Source organism: Cupriavidus sp. 207A1 (assembly GCF_057798955.1).
Window position 1 is genome coordinate 74,911 of the sequence record NZ_JBYOJO010000005.1, and the last position, 25,905, is coordinate 100,815.

Genomic DNA, 25,905 nt, shown 5'->3' on the forward strand with positions numbered 1-25,905 from the left:
GGCGGCCTCCTTCAGGCGATGCGCCGCAGCGGCGGGATCACGTAGTCGCCGGCGATGAAGCCGTCGGTGGGGTGGTACAGGCGCAGGATCAGGTAGAACGGGGCGTCCGGTGCCGGCAGCCAGTTCTCCTGTGCCTGCGCGGGGCGCTGGTGCGAGATCGTCAGCGTGAGCGCGCCATCGGCGTCGTATTGCAGCCCCGGGCTGCGGTCGCCGAGCGCATAGCGGCCGATCGCGTTGTCGGTGAAGAAGCGGTCGGCGCCGTAGAGCGAGACCGACCAGAACGCCTGCGCCGGCGGCAGGCGCCCGGCCGGGAAGTGCAGCGCGTAGCTGTGGCGGCCATGCAGCAGTTCGCCGTCGGCATCGTAGTCGGCGGCGGCGTAGACGGCTTCGTCGGCGCGCAGCGCGCCCAGGCCCTTCATCGCGGTCACGGCGCGCTGCATCCAGTCGTCGCCATAGCGGCCCAGCAGCAGGCTGTAGGTCCAGCTCTTGCGCGCATGGCTGCGGGTATTGGCTTCGATCAGCGCCATGCCTTCGCGCCACGCACGCACCAGGCCCTGCTGCACCGCCGGCCGCAGCGCGCCCACGTCGACCGGCTCGCCCGCACGAATGCCGCACTTGCGCAGCAGCGACAGCAGGCCAGCCATGGAAGGCTCGGCCGGATACTCACGCAGCGCGTTCAAGACGTTGGCGAAGAAGTCGAGCGCCGGCTCGCCGCTGTCCTGCCAGTCGCGCACGCAGGCGGGTTGCCGCGCGCTGCCGCCGGACAGGCGGAAGCCCTGCTCGAAGGCGCTGGCGGCGGGCAGGTCGTCGGTGCCGGTCACCAGCACGCGGCCCAGCAGCCAGACCAGCGACGTGGGGCAATGCACCACGTGCGCACCGTCGGCGTGCTGGCCGGGGCCGGCCAGCACGATGTCGGCGCCCGCGGCGGGCACGTTGCGCGAGCCCAGGTTGTCGAAGTTGTTGGTCCACGCGTCGAGCAGTTCCACCACGTAGTAGCGGCGCGCATCCGGGAGTGCCGGCACGTGCAGCGTGACGGGACCGTCAGCCAGGTTGACCCAGGCGCAGAAGTAGAGCAGGTCATTGGCCGGCGTGACGATGTCGCGGTCGCGGTGCGTCCACGGCTGGGTGCTGGCCGACAGCGTGTTGACCGGCGCGCGCCCGTAGCCGGTGGCCTGCGCCACCGAAGTCTGCAGGCGGCAGGTGCGCAGGCTTTCGAACAGCGGGTAGGTGGCCAGCACCAGCGGCAGTGCCGCCGCGGCGGTCAGCGCTTCCTGCGGGGTGTCGATGGGAGCGCGGGCAAGGAAGGGCGCAGCGGGTTGGTTCATCGGGTGGTCTCCTCGTTGGGTCTGTTCGTGTGGCTGTCGGGCTCCGCCGCGTGCAGGGTCACCACGGCATCGGCGGCGACCACGCCGCGCGCGGTGACGATCAGCGGGTTGATTTCGAGTGTGTCCAGCCGCGGCCCCAGCGCCGCCGCGGCCTGCGAGACGCGCACCAGCACCTCGGCCACGGTCGCGGCGTCGATCGCGGGATGGCCGCGGTGGCCCGACAGCAGGGCCTCGGCACGGCTCGCGCGCAGCATGGTGCGCGCGCGAGCATGGCTCAGCGGTGCCAGGCCGAACGCGGTCTGGCGAAAGATCTCCACCGCGGTGCCGCCGATGCCGGCCAGCGCCACCAGCCCGAACACGGGGTCGCGCCGCACGCCGACCATCAACTCGCCCCAGCCGCGCACCATGCCGGCGACCAGCGCGCCGTCGAAGCGCGCGGAGGTGCCGTGGCTGGCCGCGGCGGCCTGCACCTGGGCAAAGGCGGTGCGGGCCGCCTGCGCGTCGGCCACGTTCAGCACCACGCCGCCGACATCGCTCTTGTGCAGGATGTCCGGCGAGCACAGCTTGATCGCGACCGGATAGCCGATGGTGTCGGCGATGCGCGCGGCCTCGTCTGCATCGCGCGCCAGGCCGTGCGGCGCGGTGGGGATGCCGCAGGCGGCCAGCCATTGCATGGCTTCGAACTCGGACAAGGCGGTGGTGCCGGGCGGGACATCGGGAACGGGCAGGCTGTCGGCGGCGGCCGCTGCGGGGATGGGCTCCTGTGCCGCCGCGGCTTGCGCCGCGGCCCTGGCCAGCACGGCCACGGCCTGCACCGCGTGCGCCGGTTCGCGGAACACCAGCGCGCCGCGCGCTTCCAGCCAGCGGCGCTTGTCTTCATCGGCGAGGCCGCTGAACAGCAATGGCGCCGCGGTGCCGCTGCGGTGCAGGGCGTCGACGGTGTCCTGCAGCCCGGGCCAGATTCGCGGCGAGCCTACGCCGCCGGCCAGGAAGGCCACCACGCTGCCGTAGTCCGGGCTTTGTGCGGCAGCGGCAATGGCGCCCAGCAACACCTCGGGCTGTGCCACCACCTGGCCGGTGACGTCGATCGGGTTGGCGGTGCTGGCGAACGGAATCGCGCAGCGCAGCGCCGCGGCCGGGGCTTCGGGCATCGGCGGCAGCGGCAGGTCGAGCGCCTCGGCCTGGTCGGCCATCATGATGCCGATGCCGCCGGAGACAGTGACCAGCGCGACCGGGGTGACGGCGTTGGCCGGCTCCTTCGCCGAAGCCTGCCATCGCGTCGGCCGGCGCCCGCGCGACAGCACGTAGCCGAGCCGGAAGAATTCCTCCAGCGTATCGGCGCGGAACACGCCGTATTCATCGAACACCGCCTGGTAGACCGCGTCTTCGCCCGCCAGGCTGGCGGTATGCGATTGCGCGGAGCGCGCGCCGGCTTCAGTCGTGCCCACCTTGGTCACCACCACCGGCTTGCCCGCTGCGCGCGCCGCCGCCAGCGCGCGGCGCAGGCGGGTGCCGTCGCGGCAGCCTTCCAGGTAGGCCAGAATCACGCGCGTGGCATCGTCCCGGGCCAGCCATTCGATCACGTCCGCCACATGCAGGCCGGCTTCGTTGCCGGTGGTGACCCAGTGGCTCAGGCCCAGCGCGGCCTCCCGCGCCAGCGCGAAGGCATAGGCCCCGAACGCGCCGCTCTGGCTGACCAGCCCGACCTCGCCGACCGGCGGCAGCCCGCCGAGCGGGATCGGCGAGAAGGTGGCGAACACGCGCTCGCGCAGGTTCATCGCGCCCAGGCAGTTCGGTCCCAGCAGCGTGATGCCATGGGCCTGCGCCAGCGCCGCCAGCTCGGCCTGCAGCGCGATGCCATTGCCGCCGGTCTCGGCAAAGCCGGAGGTAAAGAACACCGCGGCGCGCGTGCCGTTGCGCGCCAGCTGGCGCATCGCGTCAAGGCTGGCACTGACCGGCAGCGCCACGATGGCCAGGTCGGCCGGCGCATCCAGCGCGTCCAGGGTCGGCACCGCGGCCAGCCCCTGCACTTCGCTGGCGGTGGCGTGGACCGGGACGATGCGGCCGGCGTAGCCCAGCTCGGTCAGCAGCCGCACCGGCATGCCGCCTACCTTGTCGGGCTGGGTGGATGCGCCGATCACGGCGATGGTGCGCGGTTGCAGCAATGCGCTTAGGTCTGGCATCGGTTGTCTCCGTATGCGTGCGCCGTCACGTGGAGGCCCTTGCAGGCCGGCGCGACTGGTCTTGTCATGGATGATGCCCGGCCGATGTTGTCATAACATGTTATGATGAGTCAACGTTGTTATGATAAGTAGATGCCCGCATGGGCCGTCCCCATGAATCCCTCGAATCTCGTGACAACCAGCTCATTGCCCCGCTTCAAGCAGATCGAAGGCGCGCTGCGCCAGCGCATCGTCAACAACGAATGGACGCCGGGCATCAAGCTGCCTTCGGAAGCCGAGTTGATGGCGGAGTTCGGCGTCAGCCGCATCACCGTGCGCCAGTCGCTGGCATCGCTGCTGGCGGAAGGACTGATCGAAACGGTCCACGGCAAGGGCAGCTTTGTCAGCCGCCCTGCGGGGCAGGCCGACCTGGGGCCGCTGACCGGCTTCTACGACTACATGCGGGCCCGTGGCCACGAAGCGCACGGCAAGCTGCTGTCGACGCGGCTGATTACCGCGCCGGCCATCGCCGCCGACGCGCTGCGCATGCCCCCCGGCAGCAAGCTGCTGAGCGTGACCACGCTCAAGTCCGTGGGCGGCACGCCGGTGGCGGTCGGCGTGACCATGGCGCCCGAAGCGCTGATGCGCGCGATGCTCGAGCACGACCTGGAAAACAACGACGCGCTGATGATCGTGGAGGCGCGACTGGGCTATCGCCTCAAGTACCTGCACACGGAAAGCGCGGCGATCCCCGCCAGCGCGGAAAGCGCGCGCCGGCTCAAGGTCGAGCCGGGCGAGCCGCTGCTGCGCATCCGCTTCACGCCGCACGACATCGACGACCGGCCGCTGGCGTTTTCGGAATTCATGTTCCGCGGCGACAAGTTCACCTACAAGGCCTGCGTGCGGCGTTAGGGCCGCTGGCTGTGGCGACAAGGGAACTTTTGCATGCGCGCCGCGGCCTGAACTGCATCGACGCCGGCGCCAGGGTGGTGCGATCCGGCGCCGCCCAGTCGCAGGAGTCCAGGATGTTCTCGCCGCTTTCCCCACGTTTGCTGTCTACCGCGCTCGCGGTAGCGTTGTCCGCGGGCGTGCCGGCCGCGCTGGCCGCGGCCAGGCAGGATGCATCGCGGCCGCCCGGCAAGGAGGGGGCGCCCGAGGCCGCCTGCAAGCAAGCGGTCAAGGCGGCGCTGCCCAATCCCGGCAGCTTCAAGTGGGTGTCCGCCACCGCGCGCCAGATCGACAAGGACAACTACAGCGTGGTGGCCGATGTCGAATACCTGGCCCAGGACGGCGCCGTACGCGAGGCCAAGGTCCAGTGCGACGTACGCCGCGACCAGGGCAACCGCTTTGCCGTGCCCAAGCTGCGCCTGCCGCAATAAGCTCAGTCTGTCCCCCTCAGTGCCGGCTGTTGCAATTTAATGTGGACGCTGTCCATTTCGTTTGCTAGTCTATGTGTACAGCATCCACAAATGCTCGCGGCAACCGCCGCACCCTGGCCGTTACCCATTCACTGGAGACCGAAAATGCAAATCGAAGCACAAAAGGAACACCGCTGGCTGCAACACCTGGTTGGCAACTGGTTGGCGGAGGGCGAGGCCGTCATGGGACCGGACCAGCCGGTGCAGACCTGGCAGATTCCGGAGCGGGTCAGCGCGATCGGCGACGTCTGGGTGCAGTGCGTGGCCCAGGGCGACATGCCCGGCTGCGGCCCGGCATCGACGGTCATGACGCTGGGCTACGATCCGGCGCGCAAGCACTTTGTCGGCACCTTCATCGGCTCGATGATGACCCACCTGTGGGTCTACGAAGGCGACCTCGACGCGGGCGGCCAGCAGCTGACGCTGCGCGCCGAAGGACCGGACTGCTCGGGCAACGGCCGCATGGTGCAGTACCGCGACGTGATCACGTTCCGCGACGACAACCACCGCGAGCTGACTTCGTACATGCAGGGCGAAAACGGCGAGTGGACGCAGATCGTGAAGGCCACCTACCGCCGCCAGCCGTGAGTGTCAGGAACGCTCGCCGGCGATCCGCGCCAGCCGCGACAAACGCGAGCCGGGGCCGGGCGGATCGTCGTGGCGGCCGCCGCGCGCTGCATTGCGCCGTCGCCGGCGCAGCACCAGCAGCAGCGAGGCAGGCACCAGCAGCACCAGCGCCAGCAGCGCAAAGGTGAACAGCCCCGGGTCGCGCGCCGCCGCGGCGACCCGGTCCACCAGCAAGGCACTGACCACAATGCCCGGCAACATCCCCAGCGCGGTCCCGATCAGGCAATCGCGCAGGCTGATGCGCGAGGCGCCCACCACCATGTTGACCAGCGAGAACGGTGCGATCGGCACCAGCCGCAGCACCACCATGGCGACGACGCCGTGCTTGCCCAGCTGGTGGCTGACGCGGTTCAGCCGCCTGCCGCCAAAGCGGCGCACGGCGCGGCGCCCCAGCAGCCGCCCGGCCAGATAGCCGGCGCCGGTGCTTAGCACCGTGCCGCACAGGGCCAGCACGGCGCCGTAGAGCGGGCCGAACACAACCACCGTGACCAGGATCAGCAGCGTCACGGGCAGCATCGTCACCGCACCGGCCAGGTAGACCCCCATCATGGCCAGGGGCGCCAGCGGCATCTCGTCGACGCGCTCGATGGCGCCCAGCAAGGCACGGAAATCCGCCCACTCGCGCAGCGGCGTATAGCGCCACGCAAAGGCCAGCCCCGCCATCAGCAGCGCCAGCGCCACCATCACCCCCACGCGCCCGAGCACGCGCGGGCGCGCCTCGTGGCTGACGAACTCGGCCAGCACCTGGTCGCTGTCGATCGGCTCGATCGGGTCCAGCAGGTTGGCGGCCGGTGACGCGGCATCGACATCGTCGGGCAGCGGCGGCACATAGTCTTCCAGCGAGCGGCCGTCGCTGCGCTGCAGGTTCCGGATCGCGCCGAGCACGCTGCGCGTGGCGGCCACCTCGGCCTGGAATGCTTCGGGCGATACCTCCAGGTGTTCGCCCAGCAGCCGCGCGCGCATCGCGGCGATGGCGGTCTGGATGCGGGGCTCGCCGCCGGAGACCACCACGATATTGCACTCGGTGTCCAGCCCCAGCGAGCGGTTGCTGAGATTGGAGGAACCGATGGTGAGGAAGTCGTCGTCGATCACCGTCACCTTGCTGTGGACGTTGACGCATTCGGGGTGCAGGTTGGGGATCGTCGGGCAGTACAGGCGGAAGCGATCGAACTTGTCGGCCGCGCGCAGCTGCCGGTAGAGGCGCGCGCGCAGCACGCCCATGCTGTGGGCCTCGAGCCAGCCGCTCTCGTTGCGGCGCGACACCAGCACGATATCCGGGCCGTCCTCGTGCCCCAGCCGCGCGGCCAGCGCCTTGGCGATCTCGCCGGAGCTGAAGTACTGGTTCTCCATGTAGATGCTGTGCCGGGCCGAGGCGATGGCATCGCGCAGCAGCATGCGGATCTCGCTGACGCCGGGCTCGTCCTCGCACATCGGCATGGTGCGGGCGATGCCCACGCGCACGTCGGTCAGCTCTGGCGCCAGGCTCGGCGGCCACGGATCCGACGAGGTCGGTGCCACCGGCCGCGGCTGCTTGCCGCTGGCGCGCAGCCAGCGCTCCGCGCAAAGCTTGCCGAGCGCCGCGGCCGCGCTGCCGTCGACCGCGCACTGCACGTCATGGAACGGCGCGTAGGGTCGCCCCTCGGCCATGCGCAGCGGCGCGCCGGGCGCGTGCTGGTTGTCGTCCCAGCGGCGCAGCGTCAGGTCCAGCCCGCCGACGAAGGCGACCTTGTTGTCGAGCACCACCACCTTCTGGTGGTGCGATGCGCCGGGAGGATGATTGCCGTCCAGCAGGAACGACAGATGCCGGTGCGCCTGCCAGTGCGCGCTGGCCGAAGGCAGCCATTCGCGCTCCATCGCCATCACCATGGCGTAGTCCCAGCTCAGGATGTAGATGCGCAGGTCGGGGCGGCGGTCGGCCAGCGCGCACAGAAAGTCGCGCAGCCCCGGCGGCAGGCCATCCTGCGCGCCGGCGGGGACCAGTTCCATGCGGCTGTCGATGTCCCAGCCCAGGATGAAGATGGTGTGCTCGGCCCGCGGCAGCGCCTCGCGCAGCGCACGGAAATAGGCGTCGGCGTCGACCAGCATGGCAAAGCGCCGGCAAGGTTCGACGCGCCAGCAGTTGCGCCCGGGCTCGAGCTGGAAGCCGGGCGGCGGGGCGGGATCATGCGGTGGTGGCGACGCCGTGGGCGCTGGGGACGCCGTGGTGCCGGGCGGATGGTATTGCCTCATTGCGCACGCTCAGGGGGAAGCGAAAGCCATAGCCTGAAGCGTCGCGCAAGTTCCGTACCCTGCGCAAGCGCCCGTTGCCGGCGCGCCGGGCTGGACTTTTGCGTGTGCGCCTTACCTGCCTTTGTAAGAACGGCACGCGCGAGCCAGCGTGCCGATGGGCATGGAGCGTGTCAGGAAGCGTGTCCGCGCCGCAGCGTGGCGGGCCGGGCGATGCCCCAGACATCCAGCAGCGGTTCGAAGTGCGGGGTGTTGTCGCGCGGCGCGGGAGTGACGCGCCGGGGCGGCGGTAACGGCCGGCCGGTCAGCACCAGCGGAGTTTCGGCCTCGGGCGGCAGGTCGGGCTCGCCGTCATAGGCCACGACGCCCATCTGGCGGGCGGATTTGAGCGCGCGGGTCAGCTCGGCGGCGCTCAGGCGGCTGGCGGTGGCGAGCCGGTGCCGGGGCATGGGCCCATTGGCACGCAGGCTGGAAATCAACGCCATCACGCATTCCCGGGTGGTTCGATTCATGTCGCTGCGTCAGAAAAATGGTGCGGCAGCGAACCCGCCGATCGGGTTCCTTGCCTGCGGATAACCATTCTTCAGCAGGGGTCATGGTCTTGCCAACCCGATATGACACTTGTTCACATTCCTGCCAGAAAAGGCAATGTCCTTGCATGGCGCATCAGTGCCGCGTTTTCGGGTCGCCGGTGGGAAAGCCCGACGGCGCGCCGTCATGCCGGGTCAGCATGGAGCCATGCCGGCGCCACTTGCGTGCGTGGCGATCCTGGATGTCTTCGGCAAGATCGTGCAGTTCCGCCACCCTGGCGTCGAGCGGGTCGGGATAGATGTCCAGCGGACGGTATCGGAGAAGAAGAAAACGCATGGCGGGTCTCGGTTGTCCTGGTCGTCGGCCAGTGGCCTGACTCCAGTATTGGCGGTGGACCCGAGGTTTTCAGCAGAAGATGCGCGACACTTTGATGCGACTCAATGCATCCGGCGCAATGAACGGTTGCGGCCCGCTGTGTCAGCGGGCACGCAAGGCAATGATGGCGAGGCAGCTGGCACCGCGACGGCGGGCAGCCTAGACGGCGCTAGCGGCCGAGGCGGGCATTGCCGCGGCCATCGCGGCAGTAGATCTTGCGTTCACGCACCAGGCCGTCACGGCCATGGATGCACAGCGACACGCCATCCTCGCGGGCACGCATCCAGCCGGCAGCGATGGCGGCTTCCTGCGTCGGGAAGTGCAATGCCGCGTCGTCGGGGCCGCTTTCCAGGCCCTCGATGGTAAGCGCCCATTCCCCCTCGCTGGCGTATTCGGAGTCGCCGGTCGTGGCGGGAAGCACATGGATGCTGCGTGACGTCATGGTGTTCTCCGTGATGGCTGGCAGTGACATTGGGGTTTTATAGGATCCCGCGGGCGCGGGCTATCGGTGGCAGTCCTACAAGCATATTCGGGACCAGCCGGCACGCCGGGTTTGGCACCGTCGTAGTGCGGCATGGCGCCGTGGCATGTCGCGCGTTCTGCTGACATCGCGGTAGGACGAATGCCGACTTTTCGTCGTGCCACGGATTGCTACGATCCAATTGCCGGTTGGGCAACAGGCTGCCCGGTCAAGCCATTCCGAGCTCTTCTATCCTGGCGGCGCATGCCGCATCCACACGAAGCAAGGAGATCATCATGAGAAAGCTATACGCACTGTTTGCCCTCGCTGGCATGCTGCTGGTCACGGGTTGCAACACCATGGCCGGTGCCGGCAAGGATATCGAGCGCGGCGGCGAGAAGGTGCAGGGCGCGGCGGAAAACACCAAGCAGAAAATGTAAGACACTGACGGCCACGTGGTGGCCGGTCGACGGCCCGTGCCCCAGGCGCGGGCCGTTTTCGTTCATGCGTGCGCCGCTTCGGTGCAGTTGCGGCGCCAGCTGGCCGGCGGCAATCCGAATTCACGCTTGAAGGCCCGGCTGAAGGCGGCCTCGGAGTCATAGCCGACCGCGCCGGCGACCTCGCTGATCGAGCGGTTGCCGCTGCGCAGCTCGGCCGCGGCGGTGCGCAGGCGCCAGTGCGCGAGGTACTGCATCGGCGGCTGCCCCAGCAGGTCGGTGAAGCGCTGCGCCAGCGCCGAGCGCGACAGGCCTACGTTGCCGGCCAGTTCGTCGACAGTCCACGGATAGGCCGGCCGCGCATGCATGCGCGACAGCGCACGCGCCACGTAGCGGTCGCGCAGCGCGGCGAGCCAGCCGCTTTCATTGGCCGGCAGGGTGTCGATGCAGCGCCGCACCGCCTGCACGAAGAGCAGTTCCGACAGCTTGGCCAGCACGGTGGCGCTGCCGGCGCGCGGTTCCGCCGCCTCCGAGGTGGCGAAGGCCAGCGCCGAGGCCAGCCACGCGGATTCCAGCCCGCTCCCGAGACCTACCTTGAACAGCCGCGGCAGCGACGTCAGCAGCGGATTGCCCATGGTGTCGTCGAACCCGAGAAAGCCGCAGACCATGCGCGTGTGTTCGCCGCCGCCGCCGTACGAGACCCGCATGACTTCGCCGGGACTGTTGCGCAGCAGGTCATACACCAACGGCGCAGAAGGCAAGGGCTGCAGGTGGAGGTCGCTGCCAAGCACGTGCGGCTCGCCCTGCGGCACCACCAGCAGCTCGCCGGCTTCGACGCGCACCCCGGGGCCGGTGTCGTCGACCAGGCGCGCCCAGCAGATACCTTCGGTGATCAGGTGATACGAGACCACGCGGTCGGCGCGCGGCAGGAACGCGGCGCGCAATTCAGCATCGGCTTCACTGATCAGGCACCACGGTGATTTGAATTCGCCGTTCAGGAACACGGCACCGCTCAGTTGCACGGCGCGCAAGAGGTCGGACAAGGCATCCATGGCCACATTCCTCCAGATCCGGGGTTTCGCGCAAGAAAGCCGGACGCCCGATCATACGGGCGAGGGGACCGGGCTCCGATACTAGCACCGTGCCCGTGGCCGTACAACGGCGCGGGACACGCACCATAACCGGACGGAGACAACACCATGGAAACCCTTTCCGCAGCGGATGCCAGCGCCGGCGCGCAGGCCGACTGGATCGGCCTTGCCGCCACGCTGGGCCGCACCTTCGATGGCCGCGCGCCCGAGATCGACGCGAGCGAGCAGTTCGTCAGCGCCAATTATGACGACCTGCGCGCGCACCGCTTCTTTGCCGCGGCGGTGCCGCAAGAGCTGGGCGGCGCCGGGCTGTCGCACCAGGAGCTTGGCGCGGTGCTGCGCGAACTGGGCAAGTACTGCGGCTCGACCGCGCTGGCCTTTGCCATGCATACGCATCCGGTGGCCACGGCCGCATGGCGCTGGCGCAATCAGCAAGCGCCGGTGGAGGGCCTGCTCAAGCGCGTCGGTGCCGAGCAGCTGGTGTTGCTGGGCAGCGGCGGCTCCGACTGGCTGCACGGCAGCGGCAAGGCTACGCGCGTCGACGGCGGCTATCGCGTCGACGCGCGCAAGATCTTCGCCAGCGGCGCGCCGGTGGCGGACCTGTTCATGACCTGCGCGGTCTATGACGACCCGGAGGCCGGTCCCACCGTGCTGCATTTCGCGCTGCCGATGAAGACGCCGGGCGTGCGCGTGCTGTCGAACTGGCACACGCTGGGCATGCGCGGCACCGGCTCGCACGATGTCATGCTGGAAGGCGTGCTGGTGCCCGACACCGCTGTTGCCGCGCGCCGCCCGCAAGGCGTGTGGCATCCGATGATGCATACGGTGGCGATGATCGCGTTGCCGCTGATCTACGCCGTCTACGTCGGCATCGCCGAGGCCGCGCGGGATATCGCGCTGCAGCTGGCGCGCCAGCGGCGCCTGAACGCGCATGCGGTCGAGGCCGCGGGACGGCTGTGCAATGAAGCGGATGCCGCGCAGCTGGCGCTCGATGCGATGTTCGCGGCCGCCGCCGGCCAGGCACCGGGCGCGATCACCACCAACCGCATCATGAGCGCCCGCACGCTGGCGGCGCGCGCGGTGCTGGCGACGGTGGAAGCGGCGATGGACCTGGCCGGCGGCGCGGGCTTTTATCGCGATGCCGGGCTGGAGCGGCGCTTCCGCGATGCGCAGGGCGCACGCTTCCATCCGCTGCAGGCCGGGGCCCAGCAGGAGTACGCCGGACGCATGGCGCTGGGGCTGGATATCGATGCGCCCCCCGGCGAGGTGCGCACGGCAGCGCAATGATGTCCGCCCTGGCCCAGCTCTCCTACGACACCGAGGCCTGCAATGACAGCGGCCAGGGCGAAGACGCCTGCGCCATCGGCCACGATGGCGCGGCGCGCCGCGCCTTGCGCGATGCGCTGGGGCAGTTTGCCACCGGCGTGACCGTAGTCACCGCTGCCGGCGCCGATGGCCGCCCGGTCGGCGTGACCATCAATGCGTTCGCTTCCGTGTCGCTGGCGCCGCCGTTGCTGCTGTGGTGCCTGGCGCGAAGCTCAGGCAGCCTGCCGGTGTTGCGCGCCGCGCCTTGCCACGCGATCAACGTGCTGGGCAGCGCCCAGCTGGATGTGTGCCGGCGCTTTGCGGCGCCTGCCGAAGATCGCTTCGCCGGCATTGCCCATCGCCCCGGCCCGTGCGGCACGGTGCTGATCGACGGCACGCTGGCCTACTTTATCTGCCGGCATCGCTCGGTGCGCACGGTGGGGGACCACGTGCTGTTCGTCGTGGAAGTGGTGGCCTATGGCGCCGCGCCGGGCACGCCACTGGTGTTCCATGGCGGCGGCTTTGCCGACGCGCGCGTACCCCGCGCGGGCTAGGCGCGCTCGGCCCGCTTGCCCAGGATCACCAGCGCGATGCCGCCCAGCACCGCCGCCGCGCTCAGCGCCAGCCGCAAGGTCAGGTCCTCGCCGAGCCACGCGGTGCCGCCCACCGCGGCGATGACCGGCACGCTCAGCTGCACGGTGGCCGCGGTCGCGGCGCGCAGGCGCGGCACCGCGGCGTACCAGATCACATAGCCAAGCCCCGAGGTGATGGCGCCGGACACCACCGCATAGGCGAGCCCCGGGGCATCCAGCGAGCGCTGCGCCTGGATCGCCGCACCGAGGGCCAGCGCCATGGGCACGGCGCGCACGAAGTTGCCCGCGGTGGTTTCGACCGGATCCGCGGCGCGCTTGCCACGCAGCGAATAAACGCCCCAGGCGATGCCCGCCGCAATCATCAGCAGCGATGAGGCCAGCGGCGGCGTCGCCAGGCTCGGCAGCATCAGCCAGACCAGGCCGGTCAGTGCCAGCGCCAGGCCGACCCACTGCTGCGCGCGCAGCGGCTCGCCGGAGTAGAGCCCATAGCCCGTCATGGTGGCCTGCACCGCGGCGAACAGCAGCAGCGCGCCGGTGCCGGCGCTCAGGCGTTCATACGCGAACGAAAACGCCGCGGCATAGCAGAACAGCGCCAGCGCCGATACCCAGTTGCCGCCCAGCGTCATGGCGCCCGCGCCGTGGCGTCCGGCCTGCCGCCGCGCCACCACGATCAGCCACAACACCGCCGCCGCGGCCGCGACGCGCGCCAGCGTGAAGGTGCCGGCGTCGATGGTGGTGCCTTTCAGCGCCAGCCGGCACAGCAGCGAATTGCCGGCGAACGCCAGCATCGCCAGCGCGGTCAGCAGCGCGGTGTTTGCATGCGGCATGCGGGCCGGTCTTGCGCTTAGCCGGCGGGCCTTGCGTCGCCGCTCTCGCCGGTCTCGTCGGAATCGCCGAGGGCGAATGAAGACAAATGCTCGATCGCCCGGACCAGCCCGGAATGGTCCCAGGCCGCGCCGCCCAACCCGTTGCAGACATTGAACAGCTGCTGGCACGACGCCGTATTGGGCAGGCCCACGCCAAGCTCGCGCGCGGTCGACAGCGCCAGTTCGAGGTCCTTCTGGTGCAGCGCGATGCGAAAACCCGGATCGAAGGTGCGGCGGATCATCCGTTCGCCATGCACTTCGAGGATGCGCGAACTGGCAAAGCCGCCCATCAACGCCTCGCGCACCCGCGCCGGGTCGGCGCCGGCGCGGGCCGCCAGCACCAGTGCCTCGCCGACCGCCTCGATGGTCAGCGCCACGATCACCTGGTTGGCCACCTTCGCCACCTGGCCGTCGCCGGCCGCGCCCACGCGCGTGATGTTCTTGCCCATCAGCTGCAGGATGGGCAGCACGCGGTCGAACACCTCCTGCTTGCCGCCGGCCATGATCGACAAGGTGCCGGCCCTGGCACCGACTTCGCCGCCCGACACCGGCGCGTCGACATAGTCCGCGCCAATCGCCTCGATGCAGCGCGCGAACTCGCGCGTGGCGATCGGCGAGATCGAGCTCATGTCGATCACCGTGACGCCGCCCGCGGTATCGGCCAGGCCATCGGCGACGCCGCGCTCGCCGAACAGCACCTTCTCCACGTCGGGCGTGTCGGGCAGCATCAGGATGATGGTCTCCGACTGCCTGGCGACGTCCTCGGCGCTGGCACAGGCCTTCACGCCGGTATCCTGCAGGTCTTGCGGCACGCCGCTGCGGCTATGGGCGAACACGCTATGCCCGCCGTCGACCAGGTGCCGCACCATGGGCTTGCCCATCACGCCAAGCCCGATAAAGCCGATCTTGCTCATGTCAGTGTCCGGTAGGGGTTCAGGCGTCAACCCGTGCGTGCGTGGCGCACCGCGTCGGGCGCATATCTGATGATAGTCAGCCGCGCGCCAGCGCAGACAGCGGACCAGGCGCGGGATGCGCGCTGGCCCGCGCCGCCGCCACGCGCGCGGCGGCGTCGTCCAGCTGCGCCAGCGTGCCGGCATCGATCGGGATCTGCTGCGCGCGGGCCGCGCGGAATGCACGCTCCGGTTCTCCGGGCAGATGGATGCCGGACTGGCCGGGCAGTAGCCGCGCGCTTTTCATCCAGTCGGCGAAGGCCGCCACTTCATGCCCGAACGAGGTGCTGGTGCCGAGCCGCGCAGGATCGAACACGATCGCCAGCATGTTGTTCCAGACCGCATGCTCATGCCGCAGCGTTTCCGGGCGGATGGTATGGCCGCCCGTGACCGCGGCGCCGAGCAGTTCGCACATCACCGCCAGCACGTGGCCCTTGTGCTCGCCGAAGGGCCGCAAGGCGCCCTGCGGCGTGTCGGCGGGCGGGTACATCACGGCGGCATCGGTGGTGGGCTCGCCCTGCGCATCGAGCAGGCAGCCGGCCCCTACCGGCACGCCCTTGTTATGGGCCACGCGCACCTTGCCCAGCGCGATGGCGCTGGTGGCGAAGTCCAGCACCAGCGGCGGCTCGTCGGCCATCGGCACGCCGATGGTGAACGGATTGGTGCCGTAGCGTGCGTCGTAGCCGCCGTGGGGCGCCACGATCGGCTTGGACAGCACGTTGACGAAGTGGATCGAGATCAGGCCCGCCGCCGTGGCCTGCTCGGCCCAGTGGCCCACGCGCCCGAGGTGGTGCGACTGGCGCAGCCCCATCACGCAGACGCCGTGCTCGCGGGCGCGGGCGATGGCCATCTCCATGGCCTGCGCCGTTACCGCCTGTCCCATGCCGCGGTTGCCGTCCAGGCTTAGCAGGCTGCCGCCGTCCTGCAGCACGCTGACCTGCCGGTTCAGCTGCAGCTCGTCGGCCTGCCACGCCAGCACATAGCGCGGGATCATGCCGACGCCGTGGGAGTCATGCCCGCTCAGGTTGGCGCCGACGAGATGATCGGCCGTCAGTTGCGCTTCGCGGGTGCTGCTGCCGGCGGCAAGCCAGAGATCGGTGACCCACTGGTGCAGGGCGCGGGTGGGAATGCGGAGTTCGCTCATGTCGACCTTGCAGGAAGGAATACGTTGTGAAACACAAAGCCCCGTTGCCGGGTGACGGCAACGGGGCTTTCATGATACGTCCGGCACGCGCCCGATGATCCGCGCGTGGCCGGTGATCGGCAAATGCCTACTGGCGCGAGGCCTCCTGCGCCGGGGCTCTTGCCAGGATTTCCCTGATGCGGGCCAGGTAGCTGTCGCCCACCGCGCGGTGGATGCGTGCCGTCTCGGCGGCGAACTGGCGCCGGCTGGGCGGGCGGATGCCCAGGCTGCGGCAGAGCGTGGACAGATAGGGCTTGCGCGGGCTCGCCAGCCGATGCACCGCGCTCTGCAGGGCGGCATCGCCGATGCGGCCGCGCAGCCAGGCCAGCACCTGGCGGTCATAGTCGTTTTGCACGCGGATCAGGTGTTCCATGCCGGGGCTCCACTGTTCATCCATACAGGTACTGTAAATATATACAGTATCGGCGTGGAGGCAAGAAAAATCCGGCCCTGGCTGGGAAAAAGGCCTCCCTGCGGTTATGCGTTGGTAGTGATCAGAAGATTCTTGGCGTCAGTGCCGTCACCCGACACCAGCGGCAACACCGCGTCGCGCTTGTCCAGCAAGTGGCGCTTCAGTACTGCCGCCAGGCGCTTGCCGTCGCGGGCTTCCAGCGCCTGGATCATTTCTTCATGGTCCTCGACCGCCTCGTCCCACTTGCCGCTTTGCTGGTTGGAGCGGAAGCGCAGCGCCTGCAGGCGGCGGTTGATCGACTGGTAGGTCTGCCGCAGCGCGCCGTTGCGCGCGGCCTCGTTGATGCGGTCGTGGATCTCCTGGTTGCGGCTGTAGTAGCCCGGCAGGTCGTTCCGGGCGCGGCAAGCCAGCATCGCGTAGTGCAGCGCCTTGATCTGCGCGAGTTCCGCCGCGGTGATGCGCTCGCAGGCCAGTTCGCCGGAAAACGCCTCCAGCCCGCTCATCAGCTCGAAGCTCTCCCTGACTTCGGCCTCGGTCATGCGCGAGATGCTGGCGCCGCGGTTGGGCAGAAGATCGATCAGGCCTTCGGCCGCCAGCACCTTGAGCGCCTCGCGCAGCGGCGTCCGCGAGATGCCCAGGGTCTCGCACAGTTCGCGCTCATTGAGTTTGGTGCCCGGCGCGAATACGCCTTCGACGATGAACTGGCGCAGGTGCTCGACCACGGTGTCGTGCAGGCGCGGGCGTGCCAGGCGCGGCAGCGAGGGCGGTGGAACGTGCTGGTCAACACCCGCCGCATCGGCATCGCAATATGGTTTTTGCATTCAATATCCTCTATCCACTTGGCGCGGATTCTACTGCATCTTGCTTCATGGCTCCAAAACGCGGGTTAACCATCACAAATTGCCGTAAGTTCCGCCTTGGATCACATCGATCGCTCTGCTATAGTCGATTGCATTCAAAATTCATAAAACAACAAGGAGGCGCGATTTCCATGGTTCACCTCGATTTCCATCCCTCTGGCCGTCACTTCCTGCAGATCCCGGGCCCGAGCCCGGTGCCCGATCGCATCCTGCGTGCGATGAGTTACCCGACCATCGACCACCGCGGGCCGGAGTTCGGCGCGCTCGGCCGCAAGGTGCTGGCCGGCATCAAGGAAATCTTCAAGACCCGGCATCCGGTGATCATCTATCCGGCGTCAGGCACCGGTGCCTGGGAAGCGGCGCTGACCAACACGCTCAGCCCGGGCGACCAGGTGCTGATGTTCGAGACCGGGCATTTCGCCACCCTGTGGAAAAAGATGGCCGAGGCGCTGGGTCTGCGGCCGGAATTCCTGGGCCTGCCCGGCATCGAGGGCTGGCGCCGCGGGGTGCAGGCGGACATGATCGAAGCGCGCTTGCGTGAGGACCGCGGCCATGAGATTCGCGCTGTCTGCGTGGTGCACAACGAGACCTCGACCGGCGTGACCTCGGATATCGCCGCGGTGCGCCGGGCCATCGATGCCGCCGGGCACCCGGCGCTGCTGCTGGTGGACACGATCTCCGGCCTGGGTTCGGCCGACTACCGCCATGACGAGTGGGGCGTGGATGTGACCGTGTCGGGCTCGCAGAAGGGCCTGATGCTGCCACCGGGCATCAGCTTCAACGCGCTCTCGCCCAGGGCGATCGCCGCCAGCCAGCACGCCCGGCTGCCGCGCGCGTTCTGGGGTTGGGCCGAGATCATCGAGGCCAACAAGAACGGCTATTGGCCGTACACGCCCAACACCAACCTGCTGTACGGCCTGTCCGAAGCGCTCGACATGATCCTGGGCGAGGGCCTGGAACAGGTCTTCGCCCGCCACCAGCGGCTGGCGGAGGCGACACGCCAGGCCGTGCGCGCCTGGGGCCTGCAGATCCAGTGCGCCGACCCGGCGGTGTATAGCCCGGTGCTGACCGGCGTGATGATGCCCGACGGCGTCGACGCCGATGCTGTGCGCAAGCTCATCTACGAGCGCTTCGACATGTCGCTGGGGCAGGCGCTGGGCAAGATGCGCGGCCGCATGTTCCGCATCGGCCATCTCGGCGATTGCAATGACCTGACCCTGATGGCGACGCTCGCCGGTTGCGAGATGGGGCTGAAGCTGGCAGGCGTGCCGCTTGCCGGCAGCGGCGTAGCCGCGGCGATGGCGTCGCTCGCCGCGCACGCCGACAAGCCGGTGCTCAAGGCCGCCGCCTGAGCGCAGCCACCCAAGCGCAGCCGACCGAGCCGCGCAGGCCATGGCAGGCGCGGCACGGTCCGCCGCCTGCCTGATTTCCTTGCCAAGGCATCACCACGACATGCGCCCACCGCAGGCGGCCGCATGCATCGCCGTGGGCGCGCGCCCTTGTTTCTTGCATGCCATGAACATGACTTCGTCCTCCCTGCTGGTCAAGCCGATCCACCTGGTGCCCGCGCAGCGCCGGGCCCCCTCGCCGCTCTCGCCGCTGTCGGCGCTGCTGCGCAAGGAACTGCGCGGCGACGTGCTGTTCGACCGCGCCGCCCGCGGCCGCTATGCCACCGACGCCTCGATCTACCAGATCATGCCGCTCGGCGTGGTGGTGCCGCGCGACCAGGACGACCTGGTGCGCGCGCTCGACATCGCGCGCGACCAGCGCATGCCGGTGCTGGCCCGCGGCGCCGGCACCAGCCAGTGCGGCCAGACCGTGGGCGAGGCGCTGGTCATCGACACCAGCAAGTGGCTCAACAACGTGGTCGCTTTCGATGCCGGCGCGCGCACGGTGACGGTGGAGCCCGGCATCGTGCTGGACCACCTGAACGCCTGGCTCAAGCCGCACGGGCTGTGGTTCCCGGTGGACGTTTCCACGGGGGCGCAATGCACCATCGGCGGCATGGCCGGCAACAACTCGTGCGGCTCGCGCTCGATTGCCTACGGCAACATGGTGCATAACGTGCTGGCCATCGATGCCGTGCTGGCGGACGGCAGCGATTGCCACTTCGGTTCGCTCGCGCAACCAGTGGCGGCCGGACGCACCGAGGGCATCCTTCATGGGCTGCAGCGCATCGCCACGCGCGAGCGCGGCGAGATCGCCGAGCGCATGCCCAAGGTGCTGCGCCGCGTCGCCGGCTACAACATCGACCTGTTCGACTGCCAGAACCCGCGCGCCTATACCGACGACGGCCACGCCAACCTCGCGCATATCCTGGTCGGTTCCGAAGGCACGCTGGCCTGCAGCCGCCAGCTCACGCTGAAGCTGGCGCCGCTGCCGGCGCACAAGGTGCTGGGCGTGGTCAACTTCCCCACCTTCTACCAGGCGATGGACCTGACGCAGCATATCGTCACGCTGCAACCGGTGGCGGTGGAACTGGTCGACCGCACCATGATCGACCTGTCGATGGAGAACCCGGCCTTCCGCCCGGTGGTCGAGCGTGCGCTGGCCGGCGATCCGCAGGCCATCCTGCTGGTGGAATTCGCCGGCGACGACCGCCAGGCGCTGCTGGCGCAGCTGGACCGGCTGGCCGAGCTGATGGCCGACCTGGGCCTGCCGGGCTCGGTGGTGAAGATGCCGGAGGAGAAGGCGCAGAAGGCGCTGTGGGATGTGCGCAAGGCCGGCCTGAACATCATGATGAGCATGAAGGGCGACGGCAAGCCGGTCTCGTTCATCGAAGATTGCGCGGTGCCGCTCGGGCACCTGGCCGAATACACCCGCCGCTTGACCGAGGTCTTCCACAAGCACGAGACCGAGGGCACATGGTACGCCCACGCCAGCGTCGGCACGCTGCACGTGCGGCCGATCCTGGACATGCGCCGCGACGGCGCGCTGCGCATGCGCGAGATCGCGGAAGAGGCGGCCGAGCTGGTGCGCGAATACAAGGGCGCGTATTCCGGCGAGCACGGCGACGGCCTGTGCCGCGGCGAATGGGTGGCCTGGCAATACGGCCCGCGCATCAATGCCGCGTTCAGCGAGATCAAGGCGCTGTTCGATCCGGACAACCGCTTCAATCCCGACAAGATCGTGCGCCCGCCCCGCATGGACGCGCGCGAGAACTTCCGCTTTGCGCCCGGCTATGCTGCGCTGCCGCTGACCCCGGCGCTGGACTGGTCGGCGTGGAACGTGCGGCGCGACCCGATGACGGGCGCCGAGACCGCCCCGGGCACGGGCAGCGATACCGCCACGCATGGCCTGGCGTCGGCCGTGGAGATGTGCAACAACAACGGCCACTGCCGCAAGTTCGACGCCGGCACCATGTGCCCCAGCTATCGCGTGACCAAGGACGAGCAGCACGTGACGCGGGGCCGCGCCAACACGCTGCGGCTGGCGCTGACCGGGCAGCTCGGCAGCGACGGGCTGGCCAGTGCGGAAGTCAAGGAGGCGCTGGACCTGTGCGTCTCGTGCAAGGGCTGCAAGCGCGACTGCCCGACCGGCGTCGACATGGCGAAGTTCAAGATCGAGGCGCGCCACGCCTGGACCAGCCGGCACGGCATCAGCTTGCGCGAGCGCATGGTCGCATTCCTGCCGCGCTATGCGCCGGCGGCGAGCCGCGTGCCGGGCCTGCTGGCGCTGGCCGACAGCCTGCCTGGGGTGTCCGGCTGGATCAAGCGCGCGCTGGGGTTTGCCCCGCAGCGGTCGCTGCCGCGCTTCACCGCGCCGTTCCTTGCGCGCGGCCGCGGCGAGGGCAACGCCGCGGGCAGCAAGGCCGATGGGCGCGAGGTGCTGCTCTTCGTCGATACCTTCAGCAACTACATGGAGCCCGACAATGCGCGCGCCGCGCAGACGGTGCTGGAAGCCGCGGGCTATACCGTGCACTTCAATACCCGGGCAGGCGAACGTCCGCTGTGCTGCGGCCGGACCTTCCTCGCCGCGGGCCTGGTCGACCAGGCGAAGGCCGAGGCGCGGCGCCTGCTCGATACGCTGCGCCCGTTCGTGGAGCGCGGCGTGCCGGTGGTCGGCCTGGAGCCGTCGTGCCTGCTGTCGCTGCGCGATGAGTTCCTGGGCTATGGCTATGGCGACGAGGCGCGCCAGCTGGCCAGCCTGTCGTTCCTGTTCGAGGAGTTCCTGGTGCGCGAGCGCCAGGCGGGCCGGCTGGCGCTGCCGCTGCAGCCGCTGCGGGTGTCCGAGGCCATCGTGCACGGGCACTGCCACCAGAAGGCGTTCGATGCCTTCACCCCGGTGCAGACCGTGCTGGGGTGGATTCCCGGCCTGAAGGTGGCGCCGGTGGAGTCGTCGTGCTGCGGCATGGCCGGCAGCTTTGGCTATGAGGCGGAGCATTTCGCAGCGTCGCAGGCGATGGCCGAGCTGTCGCTGCTGCCAGCGGTGCGCCGGCGCGCCGGCGATGCCATCGTGGTCGCGGACGGCACCAGTTGCCGCCACCAGATCCGAGACGGTGCGAATGCCGAGGCTGTGCATGTGGCCCGGGTGCTGGCGATGGCGCTGGAGGGCAGCCGCCATGACTGAGCCGATGCGCAATCCGGTCCACGACCGTGCCCGCCTGCAGCCGCCGCCGGCGGCAAGGATCGGCGATCGCGTCGAGCACGTAGACACGCCGGCGCTGCTGGTCGACCTCGATGCCTTTGACCAGAATGTGGCGCGGATGCAGGCGCTGGCCGATGCCGGCGGCGTGGCGCTGCGCCCGCATGCCAAGGCGCACAAGTCGGTCGCGATCGCGCAGCGGCAGCTTGCCGCCGGCGCGGTGGGCATCTGCTGCCAGAAGCTCAGCGAGGCCTATCCGTTTGCCGCCGCCGGCATCGCCAGCATCCACATCAGCAACGAGTTCGTCGGCGCCGACAAGCTGGCGATGGCCGTGGAGCTGGCCCGGCATGTGGACCTGAGCGTGTGCGTGGATGACGTGCGCCAGGTCGCCGCGATCGCCGCCGCCGCGGCGGCCGGCGGGGTGCGCATCACCGTGCTGGCGGAAGCCGATGTCGGGCAGGGGCGTTGCGGCGTCGACAGCCCCGAAGCGCTGAGCCGGCTGGCCGATGCGATCGGCGCGGCGCGGTCGCTGCGTTTCGGCGGGCTGCAGGCGTATCACGGCGGCGCCCAGCACCTGGCGCACTGGACGCAGCGCCGCGGCGCGGCCCGGCGCGCCGCCGAACAGGCGGGCGCCTATGTGGCGCACCTGCGTGCCCGCGGCATCGCCTGCCCAGTCATCACCGGTGGTGGCAGCGGCACCGCGGAGTTCGATTGCGAAAGCGGCGTCTATACCGAGATCCAGCCCGGCAGCTACGTGTTCCTGGACGGCCACTATGGCGCCAGCGAATGGCCCGGGCGCTTCCAGCCCCGCCACGGCCTGTTCCTGGCGACCACGGTGATGAGCACCGCGCGCGCCGGCGTGGCGGTGTGCGATGCGGGCCTGAAGTCGCTAGCGGTGGATTCCGGCCTGCCACGCGTGTGGTCCGGCCCGGGCAGCGAGTGGTTGCGCTATGTCGCGGCCAACGACGAGCACGGGGTGCTGCAGGTGCTGGACCAAGACGGCCAGAACCTGCTGGGCAGCAAGCTCTGGCTGGTGCCCGGCCACTGTGATCCCACCGCGAACCTGCACGCGCAATACGTTTGCTGCCGCGACGGGCACGTGGCCGAGCTGTGGGACATCGCGGCGCGCGGCCTGAGCCGCTGATGCCGCGTGGCAGCGCAGAAAAAGAAGAGAGAAGAGCCGCGGCAAGCGGCACCGGGTAGTCAAAGCCAAAGGAGACCAACGATGCAACGCAACACAGTCAGGCAGATCCTGGCGGCCGTGGTGGGTGCCACGGCCTGCCTCAGCGCATGGGCATGGGAGCCGGCCAAGCCGGTCGAGATCGTGGTGCCGTTCAGCGCCGGTGGCGCCTCGGACCAGATGGCGCGGTCGATCCAGGGCATCATCGCCAAGCACAAGCTGATGAGCCAGCCGGTGATCGTGCTGAACAAGGCGGGCGCCAGCGGCGCCGAAGGGCTGATGGATACCAAGGCATCGCAGGGCAACCCGCACAAGCTGCTGGTGGCCTCGTCGGCGCTGTACACGGTGCCGATGGTCAGCCACCTGCCGTTCAGCTGGCGCGACCTGACCCCGGTGGCGATGATCGCGCAGGACGAGTTCGTGCTGTGGACCAATGCCGCGGCCCCGTACAAGACCGTCGCCCAGTTTATCGACGCATCCAGGGCCAGCGCGGGCAAGATCAAGGTCGGCGGCACCAGTTCCAAGCGCGAAGACCAGATCATCAGCGCGCTGGTGCAGAAGAAGACCGGCACCCGCTTCATCTACGTGCCGTACAAGGGCGGCGGCGAGGCCGCCACGCAGTTGTCGGGCCAGCATATCGACGCCAACGTCAACAACCCGTCCGAATCGATCGGCCAGTGGCGCGCCGGCGAGCATCGCGCGCTGTGCGTGTTCGCGCCGGAGCGCATGGCCTACAACGGCAAGGTCACGCAGACCCAGAGCTGGCATGACGTGCCGACCTGCAAGGAGCAGGGCCTCGACGTGCAATACCAGATGCTGCGCGTGTTCATGATGCCGGGCGGCGTGACCCCCGAACAGCAGAAGTACTACGTGGACCTCATGCAAAAGATCGTGGCCACGCCGGAGTGGAAGGAATACCTGGAGAAGAACGCACTGAAGAACGACTTCCTGACCGGCAAGGCGCTGACCGACTTCCTGGCGCGCGACGAAGCCGCGCACCGCGACATCATCAAGGAGGCGGGCTTCGTCGCCGCGCGCTGACGCTGGCGCGGATCATCAACGGGCTGCGCCGCGCGGCGCAGCCGATGGCCTGAAGCAAGGCGGGGGACAACATGGAAGCACAACAGGAAACGGCGCATGCGGGCGCCGGCATTTCGGTCAGGGCGGTGGAACTGGCGGTGGCGCTGTGCTTGCTGGCCGGTGCGCTGGTCGTGATCTGGAGCAACCACGGCATCGGCGCCGGCTGGGCGCCGGACGGGCCGGAAGCAGGCTATTTCCCGATGCGGGTCGGGATCATCATCCTGGTCTGCAGCGTGCTGGTGGGCGTGCAGGCGCTGCGCGCGGACCGCAACGCGGTATTTGCAACGTGGCAGCAGCTGCGGCAGGTGGGCGTGATCCTGGTGCCGCTGACCGTGTATGTCAGCCTGATCGGGCTGCTCGGCATCTACGTGGCATCGGCCGCCTTCGTGGCCGGTTTCATGGTCTGGGTGGGCAAGGCGGCGTGGTGGAAGGCCGCGCTGGTCGGGGTGGGCATCAATGCCTTGCTGTTCTGGATCTTCGAGATCCAGTTCCGCGTGCCGCTGCCCAAGGGCCCGCTGGAAGCGGCGCTGGGCTACTAGGGAGGGGCGGATCATGGATGAACTCAATGCACTGATGGGCGGCTTCGCCGTGGCGCTGTCGTGGCAGAACGTCGGGCTGATGTTCGTCGGCATCCTGCTCGGCATCGTGGTGGGCGTGCTGCCCGGCCTGGGCGGGCCCAACGGCGTGGCGATCCTGCTGCCGCTGACGTTTTCGATGGACCCGGTGTCGGCCATCATCATGCTGTCCTGCATCTACTGGGGCGCATTGTTCGGCGGCGCGATCACCTCGATCCTGTTCAATATTCCGGGCGAAGCCTGGTCGGTGGCCACCACCTTCGACGGCTACCCGATGGCGCAGCGCGGCGAGGCCGGCAAGGCGCTGACCTCGGCCTTCACCGGCTCGTGCCTGGGGGCGCTGGCCGGCGTGCTGCTGATCACCTTCCTCGCGCCGATGGTGGCAAAGTTCGCGCTGCGCTTCGGCCCGCCCGAGTTCTTCGCGGTGTACCTGCTGACCTTCTGCAGCTTTGTCGGCATGGGCAAGGAGTCAAAGCCCAAGATCCTGATCGCGATGTGCCTGGGTTTCGTGCTGGCCGCGGTCGGCATGGACACGGTCTCGGGCACGCTGCGCATGACCTTCGGCTCCACCGAGCTGCTGCGCGGCTTCGACTTCCTGGTGGCGGTGATCGGCCTGTTCGGCATCAGCGAGATCCTGATGACGATGGAAGAGGGCGTGGCCTTCCGCGGCAAGCAGGCCCGCATCGACCTGAAGGTGGTGCTGAAGACCTGGGCCGAACTGCCGCGCTACTGGCTGACCGTGGTGCGCTCGTCGGTGATCGGCTGCTGGCTGGGCATCACCCCGGGCGGCGCCACCGCGGCGTCGTTCATGGGCTATGGCGTGGCCAAGCGCATGGCGAAGGATCCCGACTCGTTCGGGCAGGGCAATGTCGAAGGTGTGGTCGCACCCGAGACGGCGGCGCAAGCGGCCGGCACCAGCGCGCTGCTGCCGATGCTGGCACTGGGCATTCCCGGCTCCGCCACCGCGGCGGTGCTGCTGGGCGGCCTGATGATCTGGGGCCTGCAGCCGGGGCCGCTGCTGTTCGCCGAGCAGGGGCCGTTCGTATGGGGGCTGATCGCCAGCATGTACCTGGGCAATATCGTCGGGCTGATCGTGGTGCTGTCGACGGTGCCGCTGTTCGCGGCGATCCTGCGCATCCCGTTCTCGATCATCGCGCCGCTGATCCTGGTGATCTGCGCGATCGGCGCATACACCGTGAACGGCGCGTTGTTCGATGTCTGGCTGATGCTGGGCTTCGGCGTGGTCGGGTATGTGTTGAAGAAGCTGGATTATCCGTTGGCGCCGATGGTGCTGGCGCTGGTGCTGGGGGATCGGGCCGAGGACGCCTTCCGCCAGACCATGCTGGTGTCGTCCGGGGCGCTGGATGTGTTCTGGTCGAACGGGCTGGTGGGGACGATCATGGGGCTGGCGGTTTTTGTGCTGGTGTGGCCGGTGGTTAGTGATTTGAGGATGCGGGGGAGGAAGGGGGTTGCCTGAGGGTCGGGTCGCCGTGCTTGGCGGGCCAGTATGTTCTGGGAACGCGTTGGCGGTAGCCCCTTGTGAAAGCGGATTCCGCCTACTCGTGATGCCCCGTACGCACGTAGAATACTGAGCGAGCCAGGGCTCACGGGATATTCGGCCAGCAGGCCTTCCTGTTCCACGGCTCCAAACAACACTATGACTTG

At 69.2% G+C, this 25,905-nt stretch carries 24 protein-coding genes; 12 read left to right on the top strand and 12 right to left on the bottom strand.

All coding sequences use genetic code 11. From position 1 onward, the window contains the following. Positions 1-11: 11 nt before the first annotated feature. Positions 12-1,325 carry a DUF1254 domain-containing protein gene (locus AC3FMM_RS10630; RefSeq protein WP_488686570.1) on the bottom strand — a complete coding sequence of 438 codons (1,314 nt, stop codon included), beginning with the start codon at positions 1,323-1,325 and terminating at the stop codon, positions 12-14. Continuing rightward, positions 1,322-3,508, bottom strand: coding sequence for an acetate--CoA ligase family protein (locus tag AC3FMM_RS10635; protein ID WP_488686571.1), 2,187 nt, complete (start codon positions 3,506-3,508; stop codon positions 1,322-1,324). The genes AC3FMM_RS10630 and AC3FMM_RS10635 overlap by 4 nt, the downstream gene beginning before the upstream one ends. Positions 3,509-3,661: 153 nt before the next feature. On the opposite strand from AC3FMM_RS10635, the gene AC3FMM_RS10640 reads away from it, so the two are divergent. The 3 genes from AC3FMM_RS10640 (at position 3,662) to AC3FMM_RS10650 (ending at position 5,493) form a co-directional block, all read left to right on the top strand. Then, the gene (locus AC3FMM_RS10640) at positions 3,662-4,399 is read left to right on the top strand and encodes a GntR family transcriptional regulator (protein ID WP_115683339.1); all 738 of its coding nucleotides are present in this window, start codon (positions 3,662-3,664) and stop codon (positions 4,397-4,399) included. Between the two features lie 113 nt (positions 4,400-4,512). After that, the gene (locus AC3FMM_RS10645) at positions 4,513-4,866 is read left to right on the top strand and encodes a DUF2880 domain-containing protein (RefSeq protein ID WP_488686572.1); all 354 of its coding nucleotides are present in this window, start codon (positions 4,513-4,515) and stop codon (positions 4,864-4,866) included. Between the two features lie 144 nt (positions 4,867-5,010). Then, complete coding sequence (locus AC3FMM_RS10650; RefSeq protein ID WP_488686573.1) at positions 5,011-5,493, top strand: DUF1579 domain-containing protein; 483 nt, start codon at positions 5,011-5,013, stop codon at positions 5,491-5,493. A 3-nt stretch (positions 5,494-5,496) separates the two neighbouring features. Here AC3FMM_RS10650 and AC3FMM_RS10655 read toward each other — a convergent pair whose 3' ends face one another. From AC3FMM_RS10655 to AC3FMM_RS10670, 4 genes are all read right to left on the bottom strand, one after another. Beyond that, positions 5,497-7,761, bottom strand: coding sequence for a VTT domain-containing protein (locus tag AC3FMM_RS10655; protein WP_488686574.1), 2,265 nt, complete (start codon positions 7,759-7,761; stop codon positions 5,497-5,499). 170 nt (positions 7,762-7,931) lie between these two features. Then, a complete protein-coding gene (locus tag AC3FMM_RS10660) occupies positions 7,932-8,270 on the bottom strand; it encodes a hypothetical protein (protein WP_371925687.1) in 339 nt (112 codons plus the stop codon). A 154-nt stretch (positions 8,271-8,424) separates the two neighbouring features. After that, positions 8,425-8,625 carry a hypothetical protein gene (locus AC3FMM_RS10665; protein ID WP_116314191.1) on the bottom strand — a complete coding sequence of 67 codons (201 nt, stop codon included), beginning with the start codon at positions 8,623-8,625 and terminating at the stop codon, positions 8,425-8,427. 208 nt (positions 8,626-8,833) lie between these two features. Further along, positions 8,834-9,106, bottom strand: a complete 273-nt coding sequence (locus AC3FMM_RS10670) for a DUF2188 domain-containing protein (protein WP_115683334.1) — start codon at positions 9,104-9,106, stop codon at positions 8,834-8,836. Between the two features lie 314 nt (positions 9,107-9,420). Between AC3FMM_RS10670 and AC3FMM_RS10675 the strand changes: the two genes are divergently transcribed. Continuing rightward, positions 9,421-9,564: an entericidin A/B family lipoprotein gene (locus AC3FMM_RS10675; RefSeq protein ID WP_042881786.1), complete on the top strand. Its 144-nt coding sequence runs from the start codon at positions 9,421-9,423 to the stop codon at positions 9,562-9,564. Between the two features lie 62 nt (positions 9,565-9,626). Here the strand turns inward: AC3FMM_RS10675 and AC3FMM_RS10680 are convergent, their stop codons facing one another. Further along, positions 9,627-10,613, bottom strand: coding sequence for an AraC family transcriptional regulator (locus AC3FMM_RS10680; protein WP_018004821.1), 987 nt, complete (start codon positions 10,611-10,613; stop codon positions 9,627-9,629). A 147-nt stretch (positions 10,614-10,760) separates the two neighbouring features. Between AC3FMM_RS10680 and AC3FMM_RS10685 the strand changes: the two genes are divergently transcribed. Further along, on the top strand, positions 10,761-11,939 hold the full coding sequence (locus AC3FMM_RS10685; protein ID WP_488686576.1) for an acyl-CoA dehydrogenase family protein: 1,179 nt from the start codon (positions 10,761-10,763) through the stop codon (positions 11,937-11,939). Further along, on the top strand, positions 11,936-12,511 hold the full coding sequence (locus AC3FMM_RS10690; protein ID WP_116314192.1) for a flavin reductase family protein: 576 nt from the start codon (positions 11,936-11,938) through the stop codon (positions 12,509-12,511). The genes AC3FMM_RS10685 and AC3FMM_RS10690 overlap by 4 nt, the downstream gene beginning before the upstream one ends. Here AC3FMM_RS10690 and AC3FMM_RS10695 read toward each other — a convergent pair. From AC3FMM_RS10695 to AC3FMM_RS10715, 5 genes are all read right to left on the bottom strand, one after another. Further along, positions 12,508-13,377, bottom strand: coding sequence for a DMT family transporter (locus tag AC3FMM_RS10695; RefSeq protein ID WP_115683331.1), 870 nt, complete (start codon positions 13,375-13,377; stop codon positions 12,508-12,510). The genes AC3FMM_RS10690 and AC3FMM_RS10695 overlap by 4 nt on opposite strands. Before the next feature lie 17 nt (positions 13,378-13,394). After that, positions 13,395-14,330 (bottom strand): 2-hydroxy-3-oxopropionate reductase, encoded by a 936-nt coding sequence (locus tag AC3FMM_RS10700; RefSeq protein ID WP_115713600.1) that lies wholly within the window; start codon positions 14,328-14,330, stop codon positions 13,395-13,397. Positions 14,331-14,406: 76 nt separating this feature from the next. Continuing rightward, positions 14,407-15,510, bottom strand: a complete 1,104-nt coding sequence (locus AC3FMM_RS10705) for a malate/lactate/ureidoglycolate dehydrogenase (RefSeq protein ID WP_488686577.1) — start codon at positions 15,508-15,510, stop codon at positions 14,407-14,409. A gap of 127 nt (positions 15,511-15,637) precedes the next feature. After that, positions 15,638-15,922, bottom strand: a complete 285-nt coding sequence (locus AC3FMM_RS10710; protein WP_116314194.1) for a CppA family protein — start codon at positions 15,920-15,922, stop codon at positions 15,638-15,640. Between the two features lie 104 nt (positions 15,923-16,026). Next, on the bottom strand, positions 16,027-16,782 hold the full coding sequence (locus tag AC3FMM_RS10715) for a GntR family transcriptional regulator (protein WP_488686578.1): 756 nt from the start codon (positions 16,780-16,782) through the stop codon (positions 16,027-16,029). A gap of 170 nt (positions 16,783-16,952) precedes the next feature. Here AC3FMM_RS10715 and AC3FMM_RS10720 point away from each other — a divergent pair, with 170 nt between their 5' ends. The 6 genes from AC3FMM_RS10720 (at position 16,953) to AC3FMM_RS10745 (ending at position 25,717) form a co-directional block, all read left to right on the top strand. Continuing rightward, a complete protein-coding gene (locus AC3FMM_RS10720) occupies positions 16,953-18,173 on the top strand; it encodes a pyridoxal-phosphate-dependent aminotransferase family protein (protein ID WP_115713596.1) in 1,221 nt (406 codons plus the stop codon). A gap of 163 nt (positions 18,174-18,336) precedes the next feature. Then, the gene (locus tag AC3FMM_RS10725) at positions 18,337-21,390 is read left to right on the top strand and encodes an FAD-binding and (Fe-S)-binding domain-containing protein (protein ID WP_473703705.1); all 3,054 of its coding nucleotides are present in this window, start codon (positions 18,337-18,339) and stop codon (positions 21,388-21,390) included. Beyond that, entirely contained in the window at positions 21,383-22,549 is a 1,167-nt protein-coding gene (locus tag AC3FMM_RS10730) for a DSD1 family PLP-dependent enzyme (RefSeq protein ID WP_488686579.1), read from the top strand. The genes AC3FMM_RS10725 and AC3FMM_RS10730 overlap by 8 nt, the downstream gene beginning before the upstream one ends. Before the next feature lie 81 nt (positions 22,550-22,630). Further along, positions 22,631-23,626 (top strand): Bug family tripartite tricarboxylate transporter substrate binding protein, encoded by a 996-nt coding sequence (locus AC3FMM_RS10735; protein ID WP_488686580.1) that lies wholly within the window; start codon positions 22,631-22,633, stop codon positions 23,624-23,626. Positions 23,627-23,697: 71 nt separating this feature from the next. Continuing rightward, on the top strand, positions 23,698-24,204 hold the full coding sequence (locus AC3FMM_RS10740; protein WP_414247838.1) for a tripartite tricarboxylate transporter TctB family protein: 507 nt from the start codon (positions 23,698-23,700) through the stop codon (positions 24,202-24,204). A 13-nt stretch (positions 24,205-24,217) separates the two neighbouring features. Continuing rightward, positions 24,218-25,717: a tripartite tricarboxylate transporter permease gene (locus AC3FMM_RS10745; RefSeq protein ID WP_488686581.1), complete on the top strand. Its 1,500-nt coding sequence runs from the start codon at positions 24,218-24,220 to the stop codon at positions 25,715-25,717. Positions 25,718-25,905: the final 188 nt, after the last annotated feature.

What these genes read in the sequence shown, in the direction of transcription:
- AC3FMM_RS10705 (WP_488686577.1), bottom strand. Translation starts at nt 15,510, where the DNA reads ATGAGCGAACTCCGCATTCCCACCCGCGCCCTGCACCAGTGGGTCACC.
- AC3FMM_RS10630 (WP_488686570.1), bottom strand. Translation starts at nt 1,325, where the DNA reads ATGAACCAACCCGCTGCGCCCTTCCTTGCCCGCGCTCCCATCGACACC.
- AC3FMM_RS10670 (WP_115683334.1), bottom strand. Translation starts at nt 9,106, where the DNA reads ATGACGTCACGCAGCATCCATGTGCTTCCCGCCACGACCGGCGACTCC.
- AC3FMM_RS10735 (WP_488686580.1), top strand. Translation starts at nt 22,631, where the DNA reads ATGCAACGCAACACAGTCAGGCAGATCCTGGCGGCCGTGGTGGGTGCC.
- AC3FMM_RS10645 (WP_488686572.1), top strand. Translation starts at nt 4,513, where the DNA reads ATGTTCTCGCCGCTTTCCCCACGTTTGCTGTCTACCGCGCTCGCGGTA.
- AC3FMM_RS10650 (WP_488686573.1), top strand. Translation starts at nt 5,011, where the DNA reads ATGCAAATCGAAGCACAAAAGGAACACCGCTGGCTGCAACACCTGGTT.
- AC3FMM_RS10635 (WP_488686571.1), bottom strand. Translation starts at nt 3,508, where the DNA reads ATGCCAGACCTAAGCGCATTGCTGCAACCGCGCACCATCGCCGTGATC.
- AC3FMM_RS10740 (WP_414247838.1), top strand. Translation starts at nt 23,698, where the DNA reads ATGGAAGCACAACAGGAAACGGCGCATGCGGGCGCCGGCATTTCGGTC.
- AC3FMM_RS10690 (WP_116314192.1), top strand. Translation starts at nt 11,936, where the DNA reads ATGATGTCCGCCCTGGCCCAGCTCTCCTACGACACCGAGGCCTGCAAT.
- AC3FMM_RS10675 (WP_042881786.1), top strand. Translation starts at nt 9,421, where the DNA reads ATGAGAAAGCTATACGCACTGTTTGCCCTCGCTGGCATGCTGCTGGTC.
- AC3FMM_RS10730 (WP_488686579.1), top strand. Translation starts at nt 21,383, where the DNA reads ATGACTGAGCCGATGCGCAATCCGGTCCACGACCGTGCCCGCCTGCAG.
- AC3FMM_RS10700 (WP_115713600.1), bottom strand. Translation starts at nt 14,330, where the DNA reads ATGAGCAAGATCGGCTTTATCGGGCTTGGCGTGATGGGCAAGCCCATG.
- AC3FMM_RS10695 (WP_115683331.1), bottom strand. Translation starts at nt 13,377, where the DNA reads ATGCCGCATGCAAACACCGCGCTGCTGACCGCGCTGGCGATGCTGGCG.
- AC3FMM_RS10665 (WP_116314191.1), bottom strand. Translation starts at nt 8,625, where the DNA reads ATGCGTTTTCTTCTTCTCCGATACCGTCCGCTGGACATCTATCCCGAC.
- AC3FMM_RS10745 (WP_488686581.1), top strand. Translation starts at nt 24,218, where the DNA reads ATGGATGAACTCAATGCACTGATGGGCGGCTTCGCCGTGGCGCTGTCG.
- AC3FMM_RS10715 (WP_488686578.1), bottom strand. Translation starts at nt 16,782, where the DNA reads ATGCAAAAACCATATTGCGATGCCGATGCGGCGGGTGTTGACCAGCAC.
- AC3FMM_RS10680 (WP_018004821.1), bottom strand. Translation starts at nt 10,613, where the DNA reads ATGGATGCCTTGTCCGACCTCTTGCGCGCCGTGCAACTGAGCGGTGCC.
- AC3FMM_RS10725 (WP_473703705.1), top strand. Translation starts at nt 18,337, where the DNA reads ATGAACATGACTTCGTCCTCCCTGCTGGTCAAGCCGATCCACCTGGTG.
- AC3FMM_RS10685 (WP_488686576.1), top strand. Translation starts at nt 10,761, where the DNA reads ATGGAAACCCTTTCCGCAGCGGATGCCAGCGCCGGCGCGCAGGCCGAC.
- AC3FMM_RS10720 (WP_115713596.1), top strand. Translation starts at nt 16,953, where the DNA reads ATGGTTCACCTCGATTTCCATCCCTCTGGCCGTCACTTCCTGCAGATC.
- AC3FMM_RS10660 (WP_371925687.1), bottom strand. Translation starts at nt 8,270, where the DNA reads ATGAATCGAACCACCCGGGAATGCGTGATGGCGTTGATTTCCAGCCTG.
- AC3FMM_RS10655 (WP_488686574.1), bottom strand. Translation starts at nt 7,761, where the DNA reads ATGAGGCAATACCATCCGCCCGGCACCACGGCGTCCCCAGCGCCCACG.
- AC3FMM_RS10710 (WP_116314194.1), bottom strand. Translation starts at nt 15,922, where the DNA reads ATGGAACACCTGATCCGCGTGCAAAACGACTATGACCGCCAGGTGCTG.
- AC3FMM_RS10640 (WP_115683339.1), top strand. Translation starts at nt 3,662, where the DNA reads ATGAATCCCTCGAATCTCGTGACAACCAGCTCATTGCCCCGCTTCAAG.